The organism is Stenotrophomonas sp. 05N37 (assembly GCF_056397365.1).
In genome coordinates this window covers 63,625-81,430 of sequence record NZ_JBFTNG010000007.1, presented here as the reverse complement: position 1 = coordinate 81,430, position 17,806 = coordinate 63,625, and the positions used below count along the sequence as shown (strand labels likewise).

Annotated in this window: 12 protein-coding genes; 4 read left to right on the top strand and 8 right to left on the bottom strand. The window is 68.1% G+C overall.

Annotated elements, in window-relative coordinates; all coding sequences use genetic code 11:
• Window positions 1-29: 29 nt before the first annotated feature.
• A complete protein-coding gene (locus tag AC1DGC_RS16975) occupies window positions 30-2,168 on the bottom strand; it encodes a hypothetical protein (RefSeq protein ID WP_259210197.1) in 2,139 nt (712 codons plus the stop codon).
• Window positions 2,169-2,501: 333 nt separating this feature from the next.
• Here AC1DGC_RS16975 and AC1DGC_RS16970 point away from each other — a divergent pair, with 333 nt between their 5' ends.
• Window positions 2,502-2,867, top strand: a complete 366-nt coding sequence (locus tag AC1DGC_RS16970; protein WP_310440441.1) for a helix-turn-helix domain-containing protein — start codon at window positions 2,502-2,504, stop codon at window positions 2,865-2,867.
• A gap of 37 nt (window positions 2,868-2,904) precedes the next feature.
• On the opposite strand, the gene ung is transcribed toward AC1DGC_RS16970, so the two are convergent.
• From ung to rhlB, 5 genes are all read right to left on the bottom strand, one after another.
• Window positions 2,905-3,612 (bottom strand): uracil-DNA glycosylase, encoded by a 708-nt coding sequence (gene ung, locus AC1DGC_RS16965; RefSeq protein WP_478048397.1) that lies wholly within the window; start codon window positions 3,610-3,612, stop codon window positions 2,905-2,907.
• On the bottom strand, window positions 3,609-4,451 hold the full coding sequence (locus tag AC1DGC_RS16960) for a response regulator (RefSeq protein WP_259210195.1): 843 nt from the start codon (window positions 4,449-4,451) through the stop codon (window positions 3,609-3,611). Before AC1DGC_RS16960 ends, ung begins: the two co-directional genes overlap by 4 nt.
• Before the next feature lie 7 nt (window positions 4,452-4,458).
• Window positions 4,459-5,409 (bottom strand): permease-like cell division protein FtsX, encoded by a 951-nt coding sequence (gene ftsX, locus AC1DGC_RS16955; RefSeq protein WP_259210194.1) that lies wholly within the window; start codon window positions 5,407-5,409, stop codon window positions 4,459-4,461.
• Complete coding sequence (ftsE, locus tag AC1DGC_RS16950) at window positions 5,406-6,092, bottom strand: cell division ATP-binding protein FtsE (RefSeq protein ID WP_259210193.1); 687 nt, start codon at window positions 6,090-6,092, stop codon at window positions 5,406-5,408. Before ftsE ends, ftsX begins: the two co-directional genes overlap by 4 nt.
• Window positions 6,093-6,313: 221 nt before the next feature.
• Window positions 6,314-8,032, bottom strand: coding sequence for an ATP-dependent RNA helicase RhlB (rhlB, locus tag AC1DGC_RS16945; RefSeq protein ID WP_478048396.1), 1,719 nt, complete (start codon window positions 8,030-8,032; stop codon window positions 6,314-6,316).
• Between the two features lie 567 nt (window positions 8,033-8,599).
• Between rhlB and trxA the strand changes: the two genes are divergently transcribed.
• On the top strand, window positions 8,600-8,929 hold the full coding sequence (gene trxA / locus AC1DGC_RS16940; protein ID WP_019183509.1) for a thioredoxin TrxA: 330 nt from the start codon (window positions 8,600-8,602) through the stop codon (window positions 8,927-8,929).
• Window positions 8,930-9,150: 221 nt separating this feature from the next.
• The gene (gene rho / locus AC1DGC_RS16935; RefSeq protein ID WP_259210188.1) at window positions 9,151-10,935 is read left to right on the top strand and encodes a transcription termination factor Rho; all 1,785 of its coding nucleotides are present in this window, start codon (window positions 9,151-9,153) and stop codon (window positions 10,933-10,935) included.
• A 1,244-nt stretch (window positions 10,936-12,179) separates the two neighbouring features.
• Here rho and AC1DGC_RS16930 read toward each other — a convergent pair.
• Window positions 12,180-14,717: a glycoside hydrolase family 3 protein gene (locus AC1DGC_RS16930; RefSeq protein WP_478048395.1), complete on the bottom strand. Its 2,538-nt coding sequence runs from the start codon at window positions 14,715-14,717 to the stop codon at window positions 12,180-12,182.
• Between the two features lie 378 nt (window positions 14,718-15,095).
• Between AC1DGC_RS16930 and AC1DGC_RS16925 the strand changes: the two genes are divergently transcribed.
• Window positions 15,096-16,103 (top strand): LacI family DNA-binding transcriptional regulator, encoded by a 1,008-nt coding sequence (locus tag AC1DGC_RS16925; protein WP_259210186.1) that lies wholly within the window; start codon window positions 15,096-15,098, stop codon window positions 16,101-16,103.
• A gap of 9 nt (window positions 16,104-16,112) precedes the next feature.
• Here AC1DGC_RS16925 and AC1DGC_RS16920 read toward each other — a convergent pair whose 3' ends face one another.
• Entirely contained in the window at window positions 16,113-17,384 is a 1,272-nt protein-coding gene (locus AC1DGC_RS16920; RefSeq protein ID WP_259210185.1) for a sugar MFS transporter, read from the bottom strand.
• Window positions 17,385-17,806: the final 422 nt, after the last annotated feature.

Here is a 17,806-nt window from a genome sequence, read left to right as displayed (position 1 = left end):
CTGCGCTACCCACGCTGCTGCACCCGGCGCTAATACGCGCCGGGACTGTTGCTGAAGCTGACCGGTACGCTGATCGTTGCCTGTCCGCCGTTGATCAGAGTCACGCCGACGTTGACCGCGTTGCCACCGACCGCGCCGCCGCTGGCGGCCGCGCAGGCACTTCCACTGCTGGCGCTGCAGGTCCATGCGCCGCGCAGCGTGGTGCCGTTGGGCAGGCTGTCGGTGACCACCGCATTGGTGACCGGATCGGGGCCGTCGTTGCGCACCAGCAACGTGTACGTGGCGGTGCCGCCCGGCGTGTAGCTGCCGCTGCCGTCCGTCTTGGTGATCGACAGGTCGGCCTGGCGCGTGCGGTTGGTGATGCTGCACACCAGCGTTACCGCGGTGGCGGTCATCGCCGGTGCCTGCAGGGTGAAGGTGCCGCCACTGCCGGAGGACACCACCGTGTTGTTCTGGTCCACGCATTGCCAACTGCTGGCATAGCGGGTGAGCGTGGTGCCGGCCGCGGCCGCTTCGGCCAGCGCGTAGCTGCCACCGGGCACGGTGATCACCGCGGCCGTGGCGCCGTTGTTGCCGACGTTGCTGGCCGACCCCACGGTGCTGCCGTTGTAGGCGATGGACAGGTTGAAGCGGCCGGTGTCGCTGGTCGGCTGCAGCAGCTTGACCAGCTGCAGCGTGGCCGCGCACGCTTGGGTGATGCCCTCCACGGTGAACACCGCCTGGCCGATGCGGATGCCCAGCAGCGCCAGCAGGTTGTCGACCAGGCCGCCCAGCAACGCGGTCAGCACGGGCGTGACCAGCGCGTTGACCTGGGTGCGGATCGGGGTCAGCAGGGTGTTGACGATGCCATTGACCAGGTCGGCCACCGGCAACGGCAAGGCGATGCCGCCGAGCAGGGTCACGGTGGGGTTGCCACTGGTCACCTGGATGCTCAGCGAGTTGACCAGCGTGGACACCATCGTGGCCGCACTGACCGTGCCGGCGGTCAGCGTGCGGGTCTGCGGGTACGGCCCGGTGAAGCTCGCACTCTGCAGCCCCGGGGTCGCGGTGGCGTAGCTGCGCACGCTGACCGTCAGGGGAATGGTGATGTCGGCAATCGGCGTGAGCAGCCCCAGCACGTTGGCCGACACGCGCACGCGCACGCTCAGCGAGGTCAGCGTGGCCGCGGTGAGTGCGGTGTCGCTCAGCACCGTGCTGCGATTGAAGAACGTGGCGTCGCTGATCTGCCCGACGTACAGGTTCACCAGGCCCGGCCGCGCCTGCAGGGTGACGGCGTTGCCGACCAGGTTGATCGCCGAGATCGAGCCTTCGGCGCGGGCGACGTCGGCATACAGCTGCAGGTGCAGCACGTCGGCGCTGATACTGGTGTTGGACAGCGACACCCCCAGCAGGTTGAGGCCACTGAGCGCGGCACTGAGCGTGCCGGTGTTGAGCCCCTGCACCAGGTCCAGATCGAGCTTGATGCGGATGGCCGCACTGTGGAACGCCGCACCCACTGCACCGCAGTTGTAGACCGGCGGCTCGATCACCTGCGCCCACAGGCGCACGTTGGCCACGCCATTGAGGCCGAGCGCGGCGGTGTTGACGGTGATCGGCGTTGGCGTGGTCAGCACGTTGCGGAAGTTGTACAGCTGCACGCCGCCGGTGAGCAGGTCGAGCACGTTGAGCCGCACGGTCGCCAGCGAGCCGGTGGGAAGCGCGATCTGCAGGATGTCGGCCAGGCGGATGCTGCCGGTGACGCCGGCCACGCCGAGCGGCAAGGCGTTGAGCACGTTGGCGGCCGCGGACTGGTTGTCGGCCTGCAGCACCTGCACCATCGCCGCGCGCAACTGGCCGAGGGTGATGTTGGTGTTGAGCACCTGGCTGGGATCGCTCACCACCACCCCGCCGTTGAGCTGGGTCAGCAGTGCGTTGAGGTTGATGTTGGCACCGGCCAGGTTGTTCCAGTCGGCCACGCTCAGGTTGAGGGTGGTGCCCGGCAGCAGCGCGCCGAACAGCAGGTTCAGTACCGGGCTCTGGGTGGAGTCGACCGAGGCCAGACGCGGCCCCGCACTGACGCAGGCGCCGGCGGTGCATGCAGATTGGGCCTGTGCCCGACCCAGGCATGAAAGCACCGCCAGCAGGGCCAGCAGGGCCAACGCCTGCCACCGCAATGACGAATCTTTCACGCCTTTCACATTAACCATACATGCGTCTCCGCCGTTTCTGGGCAGAAACCGACCGTGACGGTGGATTTACTCCATCGCCGTTCTGGTCGTCCCCTGCCGGTGTCGTTTTCCGCTTGGGAAAGCGTTTATGTCCGGTTCGGGGCGATTAATGCGAGGCAACGAAAATTCCGTCAAACACGACGGCGTGAAAATGGAGGGCAGTAACGCTTGCTGGCGGGCCGGCGTCCACGCAATACCCTTGCAGCAGCAGTGTGAGAAAGCGCTTCTGTACAGGCGGCAAAAGAATCGCTTTCAGGGAAGCAACACTTACCGAACAGGGAAAGGGGGCAGTAAATGAAGGCGATGTGCGACAGAATCCGGCGAGCCCGACTAACGGCTGGCCTGTCTCAATCACAGTTGGCGTTGGAGGCCGGCGTGCGCCGCAGCGCCGTGGCGCAGTGGGAACGGGAAGGCGGCACATTCCCGAGCGTGCAACACCTTGCCTGCATCGCAATTGTGACGCAAGTCCATTTTGAATGGCTGGCGACCGGGCGCGGACCGGGACGACCGGAGGATGGCGTCGACCTGCCCCTGCCGGAAAGCCTGCCGGTGGAGGCAGCGCGCACGGTCCAGGAAACCGAGATTCTCTCGCTGCTGCGGCGCATGCCCGCGCGCAAACGCCAGGTGGCGCGCGCAATCATGGAAATGCTCACCGACTGATGGCGGGCCGCCGCACCTGGCCAGCGGCCCAGGTGGGTTACAGCGCCGCGCGCGGCGGCAATGCCCAGTCGATCGGCGCCTGGCCCCGGCGCTGCAGGTAGGTGTTGGCTATCGAGAAATGCTGGCAGCCGAGGAAACCGCGGTGTGCCGACAGCGGTGACGGATGCGGCGCCTTCAGCACGCGATGGCGACTGGTGTCGATCACCTTGCCCTTCTGCTGCGCGTAGCTGCCCCAGAGCATGAACACCACTCCGTCGCGCTCGCGGTTGAGGGTCTCCACCACATGATCGGTGAAGCCTTCCCAGCCACGCTTCTGGTGCGCGCCGGCCTGGCCCTCTTCCACGGTCAGCACCGCGTTGAGCAGCAGCACGCCCTGGTGCGCCCACGGCAGCAGGCAGCCGTGGTCCGGCCGCGGGATCCCGAGGTCGGCCTCGATTTCCTTGTAGATGTTGAGCAGCGAGGGCGGCACCGGTACCCCCGGCATCACCGAGAAGCTCAGGCCATGCGCCTGCCCCGCGCCGTGATACGGGTCCTGGCCCAGGATCACCACCTTGACCTGCTCGAACGGGGTGGCATCGAAGGCCGCGAAGATCTGCGGCCCCGGCGGGAACACGTGCGCGCCGGCGGCCTTGCGCTGGCGCAGGAAGCTGGACAGCTCACGCATCTCCGGTCGCAACAGCCACTCGCCAATGCGCGCCTTCCAGCTCGGTTCGAGCTGGATGCTCGAGGTTGCTTCGTCGTTCATCGCACCACGGGTCGGTCGTTGAGCCGGGCCAGGCGCAGCTGGAACAGCACCTTGGTCACCAGCAGGCGTTCTTCGATCGGCTTCTGCACCAAGTCGTTGGCACCGGCCTGCAGCAGCCCCGACTGGTTGAGCGGGTTGCCGTCGCCGGTCATCACCAGCACCGGCAGGCGCCGCTTGCCGTATCCGAAATCCACGCGCACGCGCTCCACCACGTCCAGGCCGCTGAGCTCGCCCTTCAGGGTGACATCGGTCAGCACCAGGTCGATGCGGTGGCTGCTGCGGCCCAGCGATTCGGCGGTGAGCAGCGCGAAGGCTTCCTCGGCGGTCATCACGTGCAGCACGCGCAGGCTCTGGCGTTCGAGCATGCGCTTGGTCGCCTCGGCCACCACGCGGCTGTCCTCGACATACAGGATGGTCGCGCCGGGAATGGTTTCCGGCTGCACGTAGCCACGGATGAAGGTGGCCAGCGCTTCATGCCCCAGCGCCTTGTCGAAATAGTCGGTGACGTATTCGGTGAAGCGGCGTTGTTCCAGGTGCTGCTGCGCATCGCCGGATACCACGATCACCGGCACGTAGGCCTGCCCCGCGGTCTCGCGCACCAGCCGCGCCAGCGCCAGGCCATCGCCGTCGCTGAGCGTGAGCGAGGTGGTCACCAGGTTCACCGGCCCGGCTTCCAGCGCGCGGCGTGCCTCTTCGATGCTGGCACAGCCCACCACGTCCACCGCCGGCAGTTCGCGTTGCAGCACATCGGCAATCAACTTGCGGACCAGCTTGGAGCCGTCGACCACCATCACGCGCGGTGCGTCGTCGACCAGGTGCTTCAAAGCTTGCGGGCGCATGCGGGCCTCAGGTTTCGGTCGGTCGGGTCTGGCGCAGGAAATGCCCCGTCACCAGCCACGCGCCCAGCCAGCCCAGCACCACGGTGCCGACCAGCACGAACGATGAATGCAGCAGGTCCAACCCATGCAGCACGAACGGGCTGGCATAACTTTCCGACAGCGCCGCCAACGGCGGGCGCAGGGCCAGCCCGGCCACGCCGATCAGGCCCAGCGCCACGGCACCGGCGCCCAGGCCGTACCACGCGCCGAGGTACAGGAACGGGCGGCGGATGAAGCCATCGCTGGCGCCCAGCAGCTGCAGCACGCCGATCTCGTCGCGACGCGCCTGGATGTCCAGCCGCACCGTGTTGCCGACCACCAGCGCGGCGCCCAGGCCGAGCAGCACCGACAACACCTGCACCAGCCGTGAGCCGAAGCCCAGCCAGGCATCCAGGCGCTTGCGCCACAGCGCATCGTGCTGCACCAGGTCCGCCTGCGGCAGGCCCTCCAGCGACTGCGCCAGGCGGGCATCGTCGGCACCGGCCTTGGGCGTCACGATCAGCAGGGTGGGCAGCGGGTTGTCGTGCAGCGCATCGATCGCCTCGCCCAGCCCGGCGCCTTCGCGCAACTCCTGCAGGCCTTGTTCGGGCGTCTGCACGGTGACGTTGGCCACGTCGGCACGGCCGCGCAGCGAATCGGCCACCTCGCCGGCGGCGGCCGCGGCCACGTCGGTCTTCAGGAACAGGTTGATGTCGCGCGACTGCTGCACGCTGCCGGCGAAATGCGTGAGGTTGTCCAGTGCGATCGACAGGCCCAGCGGCAACGCCAGGGCCAGCGCCATCACCATGATGGTGAGCAGCGTGGCCCACGGCTTGCGCCACGCGCGGCCCAGGCTGAATACCACGCTGTGGCCGTGGTGGTGCAGCCACACGCCCAAGCGCGACGGCGCCGCGGCTTCCTTGTTGGTGGGTGCGTTCATTCGGCCAGGTCCTGCGGCGAGATGTCGTCGATCAGCTTGCCGTGGTCCAGGATCAACACGCGCTTGCGCATGTGCCGCAGCAGCGCCAGGTCGTGGCTGACCACCAGCACGCTGGTGCCGCGGTCGGGCAGTTCGGCGAACAGCGCCATGATTTCCGCCGCCAGGGTCGGATCCAGATTGCCGGTGGGTTCGTCGGCGACCAGCAGCTTGGGCTCGCTGACGATCGCACGGGCGATACCGACACGCTGCTGCTCACCGGCCGACAGCTGCGAGGGCAAGGCCTTTTCGCGGTGGCCCAGGCCCATGCGTTCCAGCACCGAGCGCACCCGCTTGCCGATGTCGGCGCGACGGGTGCCACGCAGGATCAGCGGCAACGCGACGTTCTCGGCGATGCTGCGGTCCATCAGCAGGCGATGGTCCTGGTAGACCGCGCCCACCTCGCGACGGTGCCGCGGGATATTGCCGCCGCGCACCTTGAGCAGGTTGCGCTCATTGAAGATCACCGCGCCGCGGCTGGGCCGCTCGTCGAGGTGGATCAACTTGAGCAGGGTGCTCTTGCCCGCACCGGAGTGGCCGGTGACGAACAGCATTTCGCCGGGGGCGACATCAAAGCTGACGTCGACCAGGGCCTGGTGGCCGCCGGCATACTGTTTACTGACATTGTCAAAACGCAGGACGCTCATCCCCTGATTATGCAGGACGAGGGTGACGACGTGCAGGTGGGGGGTGCATCGGTCGTGCCGGCCGTTGGCCGGGGGACGCAACATCACCTTCGCGCTGTCGCCCCACGATTGGCTGCGCCAACCGTGGGTCCGCTTCATCAGCACCCGATCCCCCGTCGCTTCGCGACCGCCCCCTTGCCGAGGGGGCGGGACATCGGACCGCGCGGGTCAGGCGTCAGGTCTTACGAACCGGACAGCATCCGGCGGATCTTGCGCCCGATGCGGGTCAGGAACGACGCGCCCGGATCGGCGGCCGGGGTGGCACGCATCGGCTTGGCGGCCACCTGCACCGGGGTCACCGGGCCGGTCGCTGCCGCGCCCTCGGCGCCTTCGACCGGACGGCCGTGGCGACGACGACGACGCTTGCGCGGGGCACGCTCGCCTTCCACGGCCGGGCTGCCGTCGGCAGTCGGGGCCACGGTCGGGGCCACGGTCGGTGCACCCTGCGGCGCGGCCTCGGCGGCAGCGGCGACGACCGGCGCCTCACCCTGCACGCGCGGCTTGCGCTCGCGGCGCGGCGCGCCATCGGCGCTTCGCTCGCCCGGCGCGCGGCGTTCGCCACGGCCACCGGACGGCTTGCCGCCGCGGCCACTGCTGCTGCCGCCGCCACGGCGCTGTTCTTCAGCGGCACGCGCTTCGCGCGCTTCGCGGAAGATCTGGCCCACGCTCTCGTTCTCGTCGCCTTCCTCACCCGGCGCAGCAGGTGCGCGCTCCGGGCGCGGCAGCGCGGTCAGGATCTCGCTGGTGACCGGCTCGACCGGGATCTTCTGCTCGATGTACGCCTCGATGTCCGGCAGGCCCATCGCATAGCGTTCGCAGGCGAAGCTGATCGCATCGCCCTCTTCGCCCAGGCGCGCGGTACGGCCGATACGGTGCACGTAATCTTCGGCGTCGAACGGCAGGTCGTAGTTGTAGACGTACTTGATGCCATCGATGTGCAGGCCGCGCGCGGCCACGTCGGTGGCCACCAGGATCTCGAGCTGGCCCTTCTGGAAGCGGTTGAGCAGGCTCTCGCGCTTCTTCTGCGGCACGTCACCGGACAGCACGCCCACGCGGTAACCGGCCTTCTCCAGCGAACGCGCCACGCGCTCGACGAACACCTTGGTGTTGACGAAGACCATGGTGCGCGCGCCTTCGCTGCGCGACAGCAGGCCCAGCAGCAGCGGAATCTTCTCTTCGTCGGCCGGGAAGTAGATGCGCTGGCGCACGCGTGCGGCGGTGATCGACTCGCTTTCCACCACCAGCTTCTGCGGCTCGTTCATGTGCTCGTAGGCCAGCTCCAGCACGCGGTGGCTGAGCGTGGCGCTGAACAGCAGCGTCTGGCGCGTGGTGCGCTCGGGCATGCGGCGCAGCAGGAAGCGGATGTCCTTGATGAAGCCCAGGTCGAACATGCGGTCGGCTTCGTCGAGCACGCAGATCTCGCAGGCGTGCAGCGAGACCACCTTGTGCTGCTTGACGTAGTCGATCAGGCGGCCGGGGGTGGCGATGATCACGTCCACGCCCTGCTGCAGGATCTCGCGCTGCTTGTCGTAGTCCACGCCGCCGTAGACCAGCGCGAAGCGCAGGCCCAGGTCCGAGCCGAACTTGACCGCATCCTTGTGGATCTGGATGGCCAGTTCGCGGGTCGGGGCCAGGATCAGCGCGCGCGGGTCTTCCGGCTTGCGGTCGGCCAGCGCCGGGCGGGTCAGCAGGCGGTTCACCACCGCGACCAGGAAGGCCAGCGTCTTGCCGGTGCCGGTCTGGGCCTGGCCGGCGACATCGCCGCCGGGCAGTGCCACCGGCAGGGTCAGCGCCTGGATGGGCGTGCAACGGGTGAATCCGGCTCCTTCCAGGCCGGCCTGCAGGGCCGGATGCAGCTCGAAGGAGGAGAAGGTCAAATCGGTCAGCGGTTTGTCGCTCATGTGTCCGTCTTGGTAAGGCCGGCCCGGCAGCGGTGCGCGGGAGGCTTGCAATCTTGGGGGCACCGTCGCCATTGCGGGCCCTGCGCCGGGGTCGGCGGGGCCGGACCATCAGGTCTGCGGGCGCCGCACAGTGACCCAGTTTAGCGCAATGTCGGCGCCAAACCGGGGCCGACCGTCGCAGACCCTGGCGAGACGCCCTGCCGTGGGCCGTCTCCCGCCGCTGCGACACGGCTCCCTGATGGCCCTTTTCGCAGGCTTCACGGGGCCTGCCGCCAGTTGAACAGGCCCCCTCGCGGGGCTGGTGGGCGCCGGCCCACGGCCGCATATCCGATCCAGTGGCCCGATCAACGCGCGACGCCAATCACAGGATGCTGGATTTCAGCCTGCACCTGCCCGCCCGCGACGATAGGGGTACACTGCCCGCCGTGAGCGTCCAGGCATCCACCTGGCGCACCGCTGGCCGCCGTCGCGGCCACGAGGCAGCAGACGCGGACGGCACCGGTCGGTGGCGTCCAAATTCAACCTCGCTCCGGCCCGGCCGGGTGCATTTCCAGACGAGAATCCAAGATGAGCGACAAGGTTGTACATGTCGGCGATGCCGACTTCGATAGCGCAGTGCTGAATTCCAAGGAACCGGTGCTGGTCGATTTCTGGGCCGAATGGTGTGGCCCGTGCAAGATGATCGCCCCCGCCCTGGACGAACTGGCCGACGCCTACAACGGCCGCGCCAAGATCGCCAAGGTCAACGTGGACCAGAACCGCGCCCTGGCCGCCAAGTACCACGTCCGCTCGATCCCGATGCTGCTGGTCTTCAAGGACGGCGAGGTGCAGGCGCAGCAGATCGGCGCCGTCGGCAAGGCCCAGCTGGCCGGCATGCTCGACAAGGCCCTGGCCTGATCCAGGCAGGCAGCCGGCACCCGCCGGCTGCCGCGGGCCCTGCGCCCGCATGAATGACCCTGCCCCACCCGGCTTGCGCGCCGCCGCGAGCCGGTGTTAGTGTCGGCAGCATCCGGCCGCATTCGCGCGCCGCATCTTCTGGACGACGTTCTTTCCAGAATCCTTTCCCAAACTTCGCCGCCCTGCCGGGCGCTCGCACCTTCCAGCGAGGAATCCAGCACTTGTCCGATATCACTACTTCCGAACCCGGGAGCGCCGACGCGCCCGCCGAGAAGCGCGTGCGCAAGCCGCGCGTCGCCAAGGCCGCCGCCAACACCGCGGCCGACACCGGTTCTTCCCCCACGCATCAATCCGCCCTGCCCCTGGCTGCCGCGCCTGACGCGCCGGCGCCGGTCGCCGCGCCGGCCGCGCCCCAGCAGGCACCGGCCGCGCCGTCCGGCGAATCATCGTCCGGCCAGGGCGGCGCGCAGCAGGACACCGGCGACGGTGGCCAGCGCAACCAGAACGGCAACCACAACGCCAAGGGCGGGCAGAACCCGTACCAGCAGCAGGGCCAGGGCCAGAATCAGGGCCAAGGCCAGGGTCAAGGCCAGGGCAACCGCCGCGACCGCTTCCGCAATCGTCGCGACCGTGACCGCAACCGCGGTGGCGATCGCTACAACGACGACGGCATGCCGCAGGACAACAGCGAACAGCAGCCGTTCGTGCGCAGCCAGCAGCCCAACGTTCCCGAAGGCTTCCCGGTCTATTCGCTGAGCGACCTCAAGCGCATGCCGGCGCAGAAGCTGCTGGAAATCGCCGAGCAGCTGCAGATCTCCGAAGGCGTGGCGCGTGCCCGCAAGCAGGACGTGATCTTCGCCCTGCTCAAGGTGCTTACCCGCCACGGTGACGGCGTCGCCGCCGACGGCGTGCTGGAAATCCTGCCCGACGGCTTCGGTTTCCTGCGCGCGGCCGAAGCCAGCTACCTGGCCGGTCCGGACGATACCTACATCTCGCCCAGCCAGATCCGCCGCTTCAACCTGCGCACCGGCGACCACCTGTCCGGCCGCATCCGCTTCCCGAAGGACGGCGAGCGTTACTTCGCGCTGTCGATCGTGGACACCATCAACGGTGAGCCGCTGGAAGCGTCCAAGAACAAGGTGCTGTTCGAGAACCTGACCCCGCTGTTCCCGCGCAAGCGCTTCACCCTGGAACGCGGCAACGGGTCGTCCGAAGACATCACCGGCCGCATCCTCGATCTGATGGCACCGCAGGGCAAGGGTCAGCGTTCGCTGATCGTGTCCCAGCCCAAGGCCGGCAAGACGATGATGATGCAGCAGGTGGCCACGGCCATCACCACCAATCATCCGGACGTGCACCTGATCGTGCTGCTGATCGATGAGCGCCCGGAAGAAGTGACTGAAATGCAGCGCACCGTGCGCGGCGAAGTCATCAGCTCCACCTTCGACGAGCCGGCGGCCCGTCACGTGCAGGTTGCCGAAATGGTGATCGAGCGTGCCAAGCGCCTGGTCGAGCACAAGAAGGACGTGGTGATCCTGCTCGACTCGATCACCCGCCTGGCGCGTGCCTACAACAACGTGGTGCCCAGCTCCGGCAAGGTGCTCACCGGTGGTGTGGACGCCAACGCCCTGCACCGTCCGAAGCGCTTCTTCGGCGCCGCGCGCAACGTGGAGGAAGGCGGCAGCCTGACCATCATCGCCACCGCGCTGGTCGATACCGGCAGCAAGATGGACGAGGTGATCTACGAAGAGTTCAAGGGCACCGGCAACAGCGAAGTGCACCTGAGCCGCCGCATCTCTGAAAAGCGCGTGTTCCCGGCGATCGACATCAACCGCTCGGGTACCCGTCGCGAAGACCTGCTGATCGAACCGGAACTGCTGCAGAAGATCTGGATCCTGCGCAAGCTGCTGCATCCGATGGATGAAATGGCCGCAATGGAATTCCTGCTCGACAAGATGAAGAACACCAAGTCCAACGACGAGTTCTTCGGTTCGATGAAGCGCTGATCGGCGCTGCATCGAAATAGAAAAAGGCCCCGCACTGCGGGGCCTTTTTCGTTGCATCGTTGGGAGCCTCCTCCGTTGCATCGATGGGAGCACCTTTGGTTGCATCGCGGCGGGGCCACCTCCGTTGCATCGCGGCGGGGCCTCTTTCGTTGCACCTGTGCGGGGACTCATTCGTTGCACCTGTGCGGGGGACTCTTGCGTCGCACAAGGTAGAGCCGAGCCATGCTCGGCTGCTCTCCGACCGTACATGAAACACCGATGGTGCAAAGACCATCTTGGGCCGTCAGCCGAGCATGGCTCGGCTCTACCATTGCCTCACGGGACGCCGACCGCGACTTCCGCCTTGTCCGCATCCAGCGACACCCGCACCGGTACGTGGCCTCTTTCGCTGCACCAATGCGGGGCCTCTTTCGTTGCATCGGTTCGAGGCCTTTTTCTTTCCACCGGGTAGAGCCGAGCCATGCTCGGCTGCTCTCCGGTCCGCGCATGAAAACCCGGTGGTGCAGAGACCATCCTGGGCCGCCAGCCGAGCATGGCTCGGCTCTACCATTGCCTCACGGGACGCCGACCGCGCCTTCCGCCTTGTCCGCATCCAGCGACACCCGCACCGGTACGTGGCCTCTTTCGTTGCACCAATGCGGGCCTCCTTCGTTGCATCGGTGCGGGCCTTCTTTCGTTGCCCGGGTAGAGCCGAGCCATGCTCGGCTGCTCTCCGTCCGCGCATAAAACCCCGGTGGTGCAGAGACCTTCCTGGGCCGTCAGCCGAGCATGGCTCGGCTCTACCATTGCCTCACGGGACGCCGACCGCGGCTTCCGCCTCGTCCGCATCCAGCGACACCCGCACCGGTACGTGGCCTCTTTCGCTGCACCAATGCGGGGCCTCCTTCGTTGCATCGGTGCGGGGCCATTTTCTTTCCACCGGGTAGAGCCGAGCCATGCTCGGCTGCTCTCCGGTCCGCGCATGAAAACCCGGTGGTGCAGAGACCATCCTGGGCCGCCAGCCGAGCATGGCTCGGCTCTACCGTTGCCTCATGGGCAGCCGACCGCGCCTTCCGCCTTGTCCGCATCCAGCGACACCCGCACCGGTACGTGGCCTCTTTCGTTGCACCAATGCGGGGCCTCCTCCGTTGCCCGGGTAGAGCCGAGCCATGCTCGGCTGCTCTCCGGTCCGTGCATCAAAAACCCCGCCGGTGCAGAGACCATCCTGGGCCGTCAGCCGGGCATGGCACGGCTCTACCGTCGCATCACGGGCATCCGACCGCGCCTTCCGCCTTGTCCGCATCCACCGACACCCGCACCTGGGTGAACGCTGCCGCAAACGGCTTGTCCGCGCTGACCACGAACGGGGCTTCCACCGCGCCCAGGTCCACGCCCTGTTTGGCGAAGCACGCCAGCGGCACCGTCACCGTCTGCTTCTGCCCCGGCGCGCGCCTGGCCAGCAGCGGCGCGATATCCACCCCGCCCTCGCAGCCGGTACCGCACTGCATGGTCACTTTCACCGGCGAGCCCGGGCGCTGCACCAGCTGCACGTCGAACTGCAGCGCCCCGTGGTTGCGCGCCAGCGCGGCGAGGTTGCGCCGCGAGGTGCTGCGTGCGATCAGCTGCGCCGGCGCCAGCCAGGTGACTTCCTTGGCGTCCTGCTGGGTATTCACCTGCACGGTCCGCACCTGCACCACCGGCGTGGTGGCCGGCCAGCGCAGCGTGGCGTTGAGGTCATTGCCCAGCGGTTGGGTAGCGCCGCCGGCGGCGACGTGCAACGAGAACGGCGGCGTGTCGGCACGGTTGAAGATGGGCAGCGTGGTCACCTCGCCGCAGTTGTCCGGGTTGGCTTCGGGCAGGCGCGCGACGTTCCCCGCCGCGGCATAGCGCAAGCCGTAGCCCAGTTTGAACAGCGCCGGCCGCGTCGGGTCGGGCTGGTCGATCGGTGCCGGGCACGGCACGCCCGGCCACGGGAAGCTCAGCCGGCCGCGGAAATCGTGCGCCGGCCTACCGTCCTTGCCGGCCACCAGCACGTCGCTGATGCCACGGCCTTCGGTACCGGGTAGCCAGGCGGCCACGAACGCCTGCGACAGGTTCAACAGGTCGTTGACGTACATCGGCCGGCCGGAAAAATACACCGTGACCACCGGTTTGCCGGTGGCCTGGGCGGCGCGCAACACGGCGAGGTCCTGCGGGTAGGCGCGGCTGTGGCTGACCGAATCGGAGGCGAGGATGTCGCCGTTGGTTTCGGCGTAGGGCGTCTCACCGACCACTGCCACGACCACGTCGAACTGCGCGGGGTCCAGCCCGGCAGCGTCGGCGCTGTAGGTCACCTGCCGCGTGCCCAGTTCGGCACGCAATGCGCCCAGTACCGAATCGGCATGGGGGAAATCGGCATTCGTGTTCTCCGTTCCCTGCCAGGTCAGCGACCAGCCACCGGCCTGGTCGGAAAGACTGTCGGCACTCTTGCCCACCACCATCACCCGCGCATCGCGACGCAACGGCAGTGCGCTGCCTTGGTTCTTCAACAGCACCAGCGACTCGCTGACCGCGCGCCGCGCCAGCGCGCGGTGCTGCACCGCGCTGGCGTCGCCGGCGTAACGGCTGTCCGATGGCGCGTGGTCGAACAGGCCGGCGCGCAGCTTGACCCGCAGGATGCGGGTGACCGCATCGTCGATGCGCGCCATCGGGATCTCGCCGCGCTCCACCTGGGCGGTGGTATTGGCGATGAATGCCTTCCAGTCGTCGGGCACCATCACCATGTCGATGCCGGCATTGATCGCCTGCGCACAACTGTCGTTACGGCAGCCGGGCACCTGCGCGATGCCGTTCCAGTCGGAGACGACGAAGCCATCGAAGCCCATTTTCTCCTTAAGCGCGTCGGTCAGCAGCGCCTTGTTGCCGTGCATCTTGCCGTAGTCCACGCGGCCGCTGCGATCGTTCCAGCTGTTGAAGGAGGCCATCACCGTCTGCACGCCCTCGCCGAGCGCGCCGTAGTAGCCCTGGCCGTGCACGTTGACCATCGTGGCCTTGTCCACCCGCGCCTCGCCCTGATCGCGCCCCTGCTCGGTGGCACCGTCGCCGATGTAGTGCTTGGCCGTGGCGACCACGTTGCCGTCGTCGCCAAAGCGGCCCTGCGCACCCTTGACGTAGGCACGGGCGTACTCGCGCACGCGGGCAGGGTCGGAGGAGAAGCTTTCGTAGGTACGGCCCCAGCGCGGATCGTGCGCCACGGCCAGGGTGGGGGCGAAGACCCAGTCGATGCCGGTGGCCCGGCTCGCACGCGCGGTGGCCTCGCCGATCCGCTCGATCAGCGCGGCATCGCCCGCCGCGCCCAGCCCGATGTTGTGCGGGAACAGTGTGGCCCCGTAGACGTTGTTGTGCCCGTGCACCGCGTCGGTGCCCCAGATCACCGGGATCGGCGTGGCCGCGTCGGTGGCCAGCGACGCGGCGCGGTAGGCATCGGCCAGCGCCAGCCAATCGGCCACGCTGGCATGTTTGTCCATGCCCGGCCACGAACCGCCGCCGTTGAGCACCGAACCGATGTAGTACTGGCGCACCTGCGCGGGGGTGATGGTCTTGATCTCGGGCTGGGTCATCTGCCCGATCTTCTGCGCCAGGGTCATCTGCGCCAGGATCTGCTGCACGCGCGCTTCGATGGCGGCCTCCGGCGTGATCGCGCTGGTCACCCGCGGCCAGTCCTTGAGCGTCTCGCCGGTGGCCGGCGCGGCAGCGACCGGCGCGGCCAGGGCCAACAGCAGGCAGGTACCAAGAAGGGTCTTGTTGGGGCTGTTCACTGACATCTACCTCCGGTGGGAATGACGCGCGATCGGGGCGGGCGTTGCCGCGGTCGGGCGCACTGCGCGGTGCGCAGCACGTCATGCCGACGCGATTTGGATCGGTTCAACGCCCCTGTCTGACAGCGCTGTCATACAAAGCGCGGCCAGTACTGTCAACTGCGCAACGTCGCGGTGGCCGCGTCGGTCCCGCAACGACGGGGGCTGGCGTTCAAACGCGTGCCTGGATCATGCTGCCGGTGTTGCGATGCCGCACGGAATGCGCGGGTACGCCAGAAGTCATCGCGGCATGGCAACATCCGCCTGCATCGGCAACACCGTTTCGACACCGCCGCACTACCATCGGCATCTGCCGACCTGCCCCCACATAGGATCCACCGCACCATGCGTAGTCGAATCGAGGATGTCGCCGCGGTTGCGGGCGTTTCGATCAAGACCGTGTCCCGCGTGCTCAACAACGAGCCCAACGTGCGCGCCGAAACACGCGAGCGCGTGGCCGCGGCAGTGGCGCGGCTGGGCTACAAGCCCAACCTGTCCGCGCGCAGCCTGGCCGGGCAGCGCTCCTACGCATTGGCGCTGGTCTACAACAACCCCTCGCGCAACTACCTGATGGAAATCCAGAACGGGATGCTCGAGGCCTGCCACGCCAGCCACTACAACCTGATCCTGGGGCCGGTCGGCGTCGGCCGCAGCACCCTGCCCGACCTGGCCGCGCTGTTCGAGAATTCGCGGCCCGACGGCGTGGTGCTGATCCCGCCGCTGACCGACGATGCCGTGGTGCTGGCCTACCTGGAGGAGCACGAGATCCCGTTCGCCAGCATCGCCCCGCGCCATCCCGATGGCTGCATCGGGGTGCGCATGGATGAGACCACCGCGGTGGTCGAGCTGATCGGCCACCTGGTCGCGCAGGGCCATCGCCGTATCGCCCACATCAAGGGGCCGCGCGCGCACGGTGCCTGCCAGTGGCGGCTGGCCGGCTATCGCCAGGCGCTGCGTGCGCACGGCATCGCCTACGACCCGGCACTGGTGGCCAGCGGGCAGTTTTCGTTCGAGTCCGGCATCGAGGCAGCCAACACGCTGCTCGACCTGCCGCAACCGCCGACGGCGATCTTCGCCGCCAACGACGACATGGCGGCCGCGGTGTACCGCGTGGCCGGGCAGCGCGGCCTGCGCGTGCCCAGGGACCTGTCGGTGTGTGGCTTCGATGACACTCCCATCGCCGGGCACATCTACCCGGCGCTGACCACGGTGCGGCAGCCCACCGCGCGCATGGGCACGCTGGCCACCGAGCAGCTGATCGACCGGATCCGGTCGGCCGACGGCGGGCGCATGGTCACCGTCGAGCATGCGGTCCTGGTGCGTGAGTCCACCCACGCACCCCGTCGGCGCTGAGCGGCGCGTTTACGCGCTGCGGCGCGCGCCCCACCACGCGTAGAAGACGATGTACAGGTAGCACAGCATCGGCAGCAGGAAGGACAGCTGCAGGCCATGGCGATCGGCCAGCCAGCCCATCGCCAGCGGCACCACCGCGCCACCGACGATCGCCATCACCAGCAGGCTCGAACCCTGCCCGGTCAACGCGCCCAGGCGGCTGATGGCCAACGCGAAGATGGTCGGGAACATGATCGAGTTGAACAGGCCGATGCTGACCACCGCCCACTTGGCCAGCCCGCCACTGCCGAGCATGGTCACCGCCAGCAGCGCCATCACCACCAGCGCGAAGATGCCCAGCAGGCGCCGCGGGTCCAGCCGCGCCAGCAGTACCGTGCCGATCAAGCGGCCGGCCAGTGCACCGCCCCAGTACAACGACACGTAGCGGGTGGCCTCCTGCTCGGTCAGGCCTTCGCCGATGCCCGGCATGGACAGGAAGTTGACCAGCACGCTGCCGATGGACACTTCCGCCCCCACATAGAAGAAGATCGCCAGCACGCCATAGCGCAGGTGCCGATGGCGCAGGGCATCACGCAGTCGACCACCGACGGCGCCCTCTTCCACGCCGGGGATGGCCGGCAGGCGGAACATCCAGATCGCCGCGGCCAGCACGAACAGCGCCACGGCCAGGCCGAAGTACGGCAGCTGCACGGACTGCGCCTCGGCGGCGCGATAGGCCAACGCCTCGGCCTGCGGCAACAGTGCCAGCGCCGCGTCGGTGCGCGGCTCGGCGGACAGGATCAGCAACCCGCCAAACAGCGGTGCCAGCGTGGTGCCCAACGCATTCATCGACTGCGCCAGGGTCAACCGGCTGGAACTGGTCTGCTCGGGACCGAGCAGCGCCACGTAGGGGTTGGCCGCTACCTGCAGCACGGTGATGCCGGTGGCGAGCACGAACAACGCACCGAGGAACAGCCCATACACGTGCGCGTGCGCGGCGGGCCAGAACAGCAACGCGCCGACCCCGGCGATGGCCAGGCCCGCAACGATGCCGCGCTTGTAGCCCACCGCGGCGACCAGGCGCCCGGCCGGCAGCGACATCAGGAAGTACGCGCCGAAGAAAGTGAACTGCACCAGCATCGCCTGCACCCAGGTCAAGGCGAACGCGGCCTTGAGGTGCGGGATGAGGATGTCGTTGAGGCAGGTGAGGAAGCCCCACATGAAGAAAATAGCGGTGACCACCGCCAGCGCCACGCCATTGCTTTGCACGTGTTGCCCGCGAACTGCAGCAGGGTTGTCCATTGCATGTCCTTCCGGAAGGGGGTGCCGGCCACGCGGCGGCCACACATGGAACCCGCTTCGTCCACGATTGTCCAGCGCTGTCAGCCGATCGGTCATGGCAGGACGAACGGTGCCCGGCGCGGCGCGCGGTGTGCTTCGCGCAGTTTCGTTCTGCACTGCACAACGCTGCTGCGCTGCTGAATCCGCACGACCCCGTGCGGTGAAAAACGCATGGCAAGGCCTGCGCCGCAGGCGTTTGCCCGCCTTCCCGTGCACGCCGACGACAGCGCTGGACATCGCCCGCACGGCGCATGGAAAGGGGACCCGAAGGGGTGTTTGTTGACAACGCTGTCAACCATGGCTCCCAATCCGGCCGACTGTGCAGTGGAACCGCGCCATCACGCCGTAGGACCGCCATTATCGATTTCCCTGGGGAGGGAGCT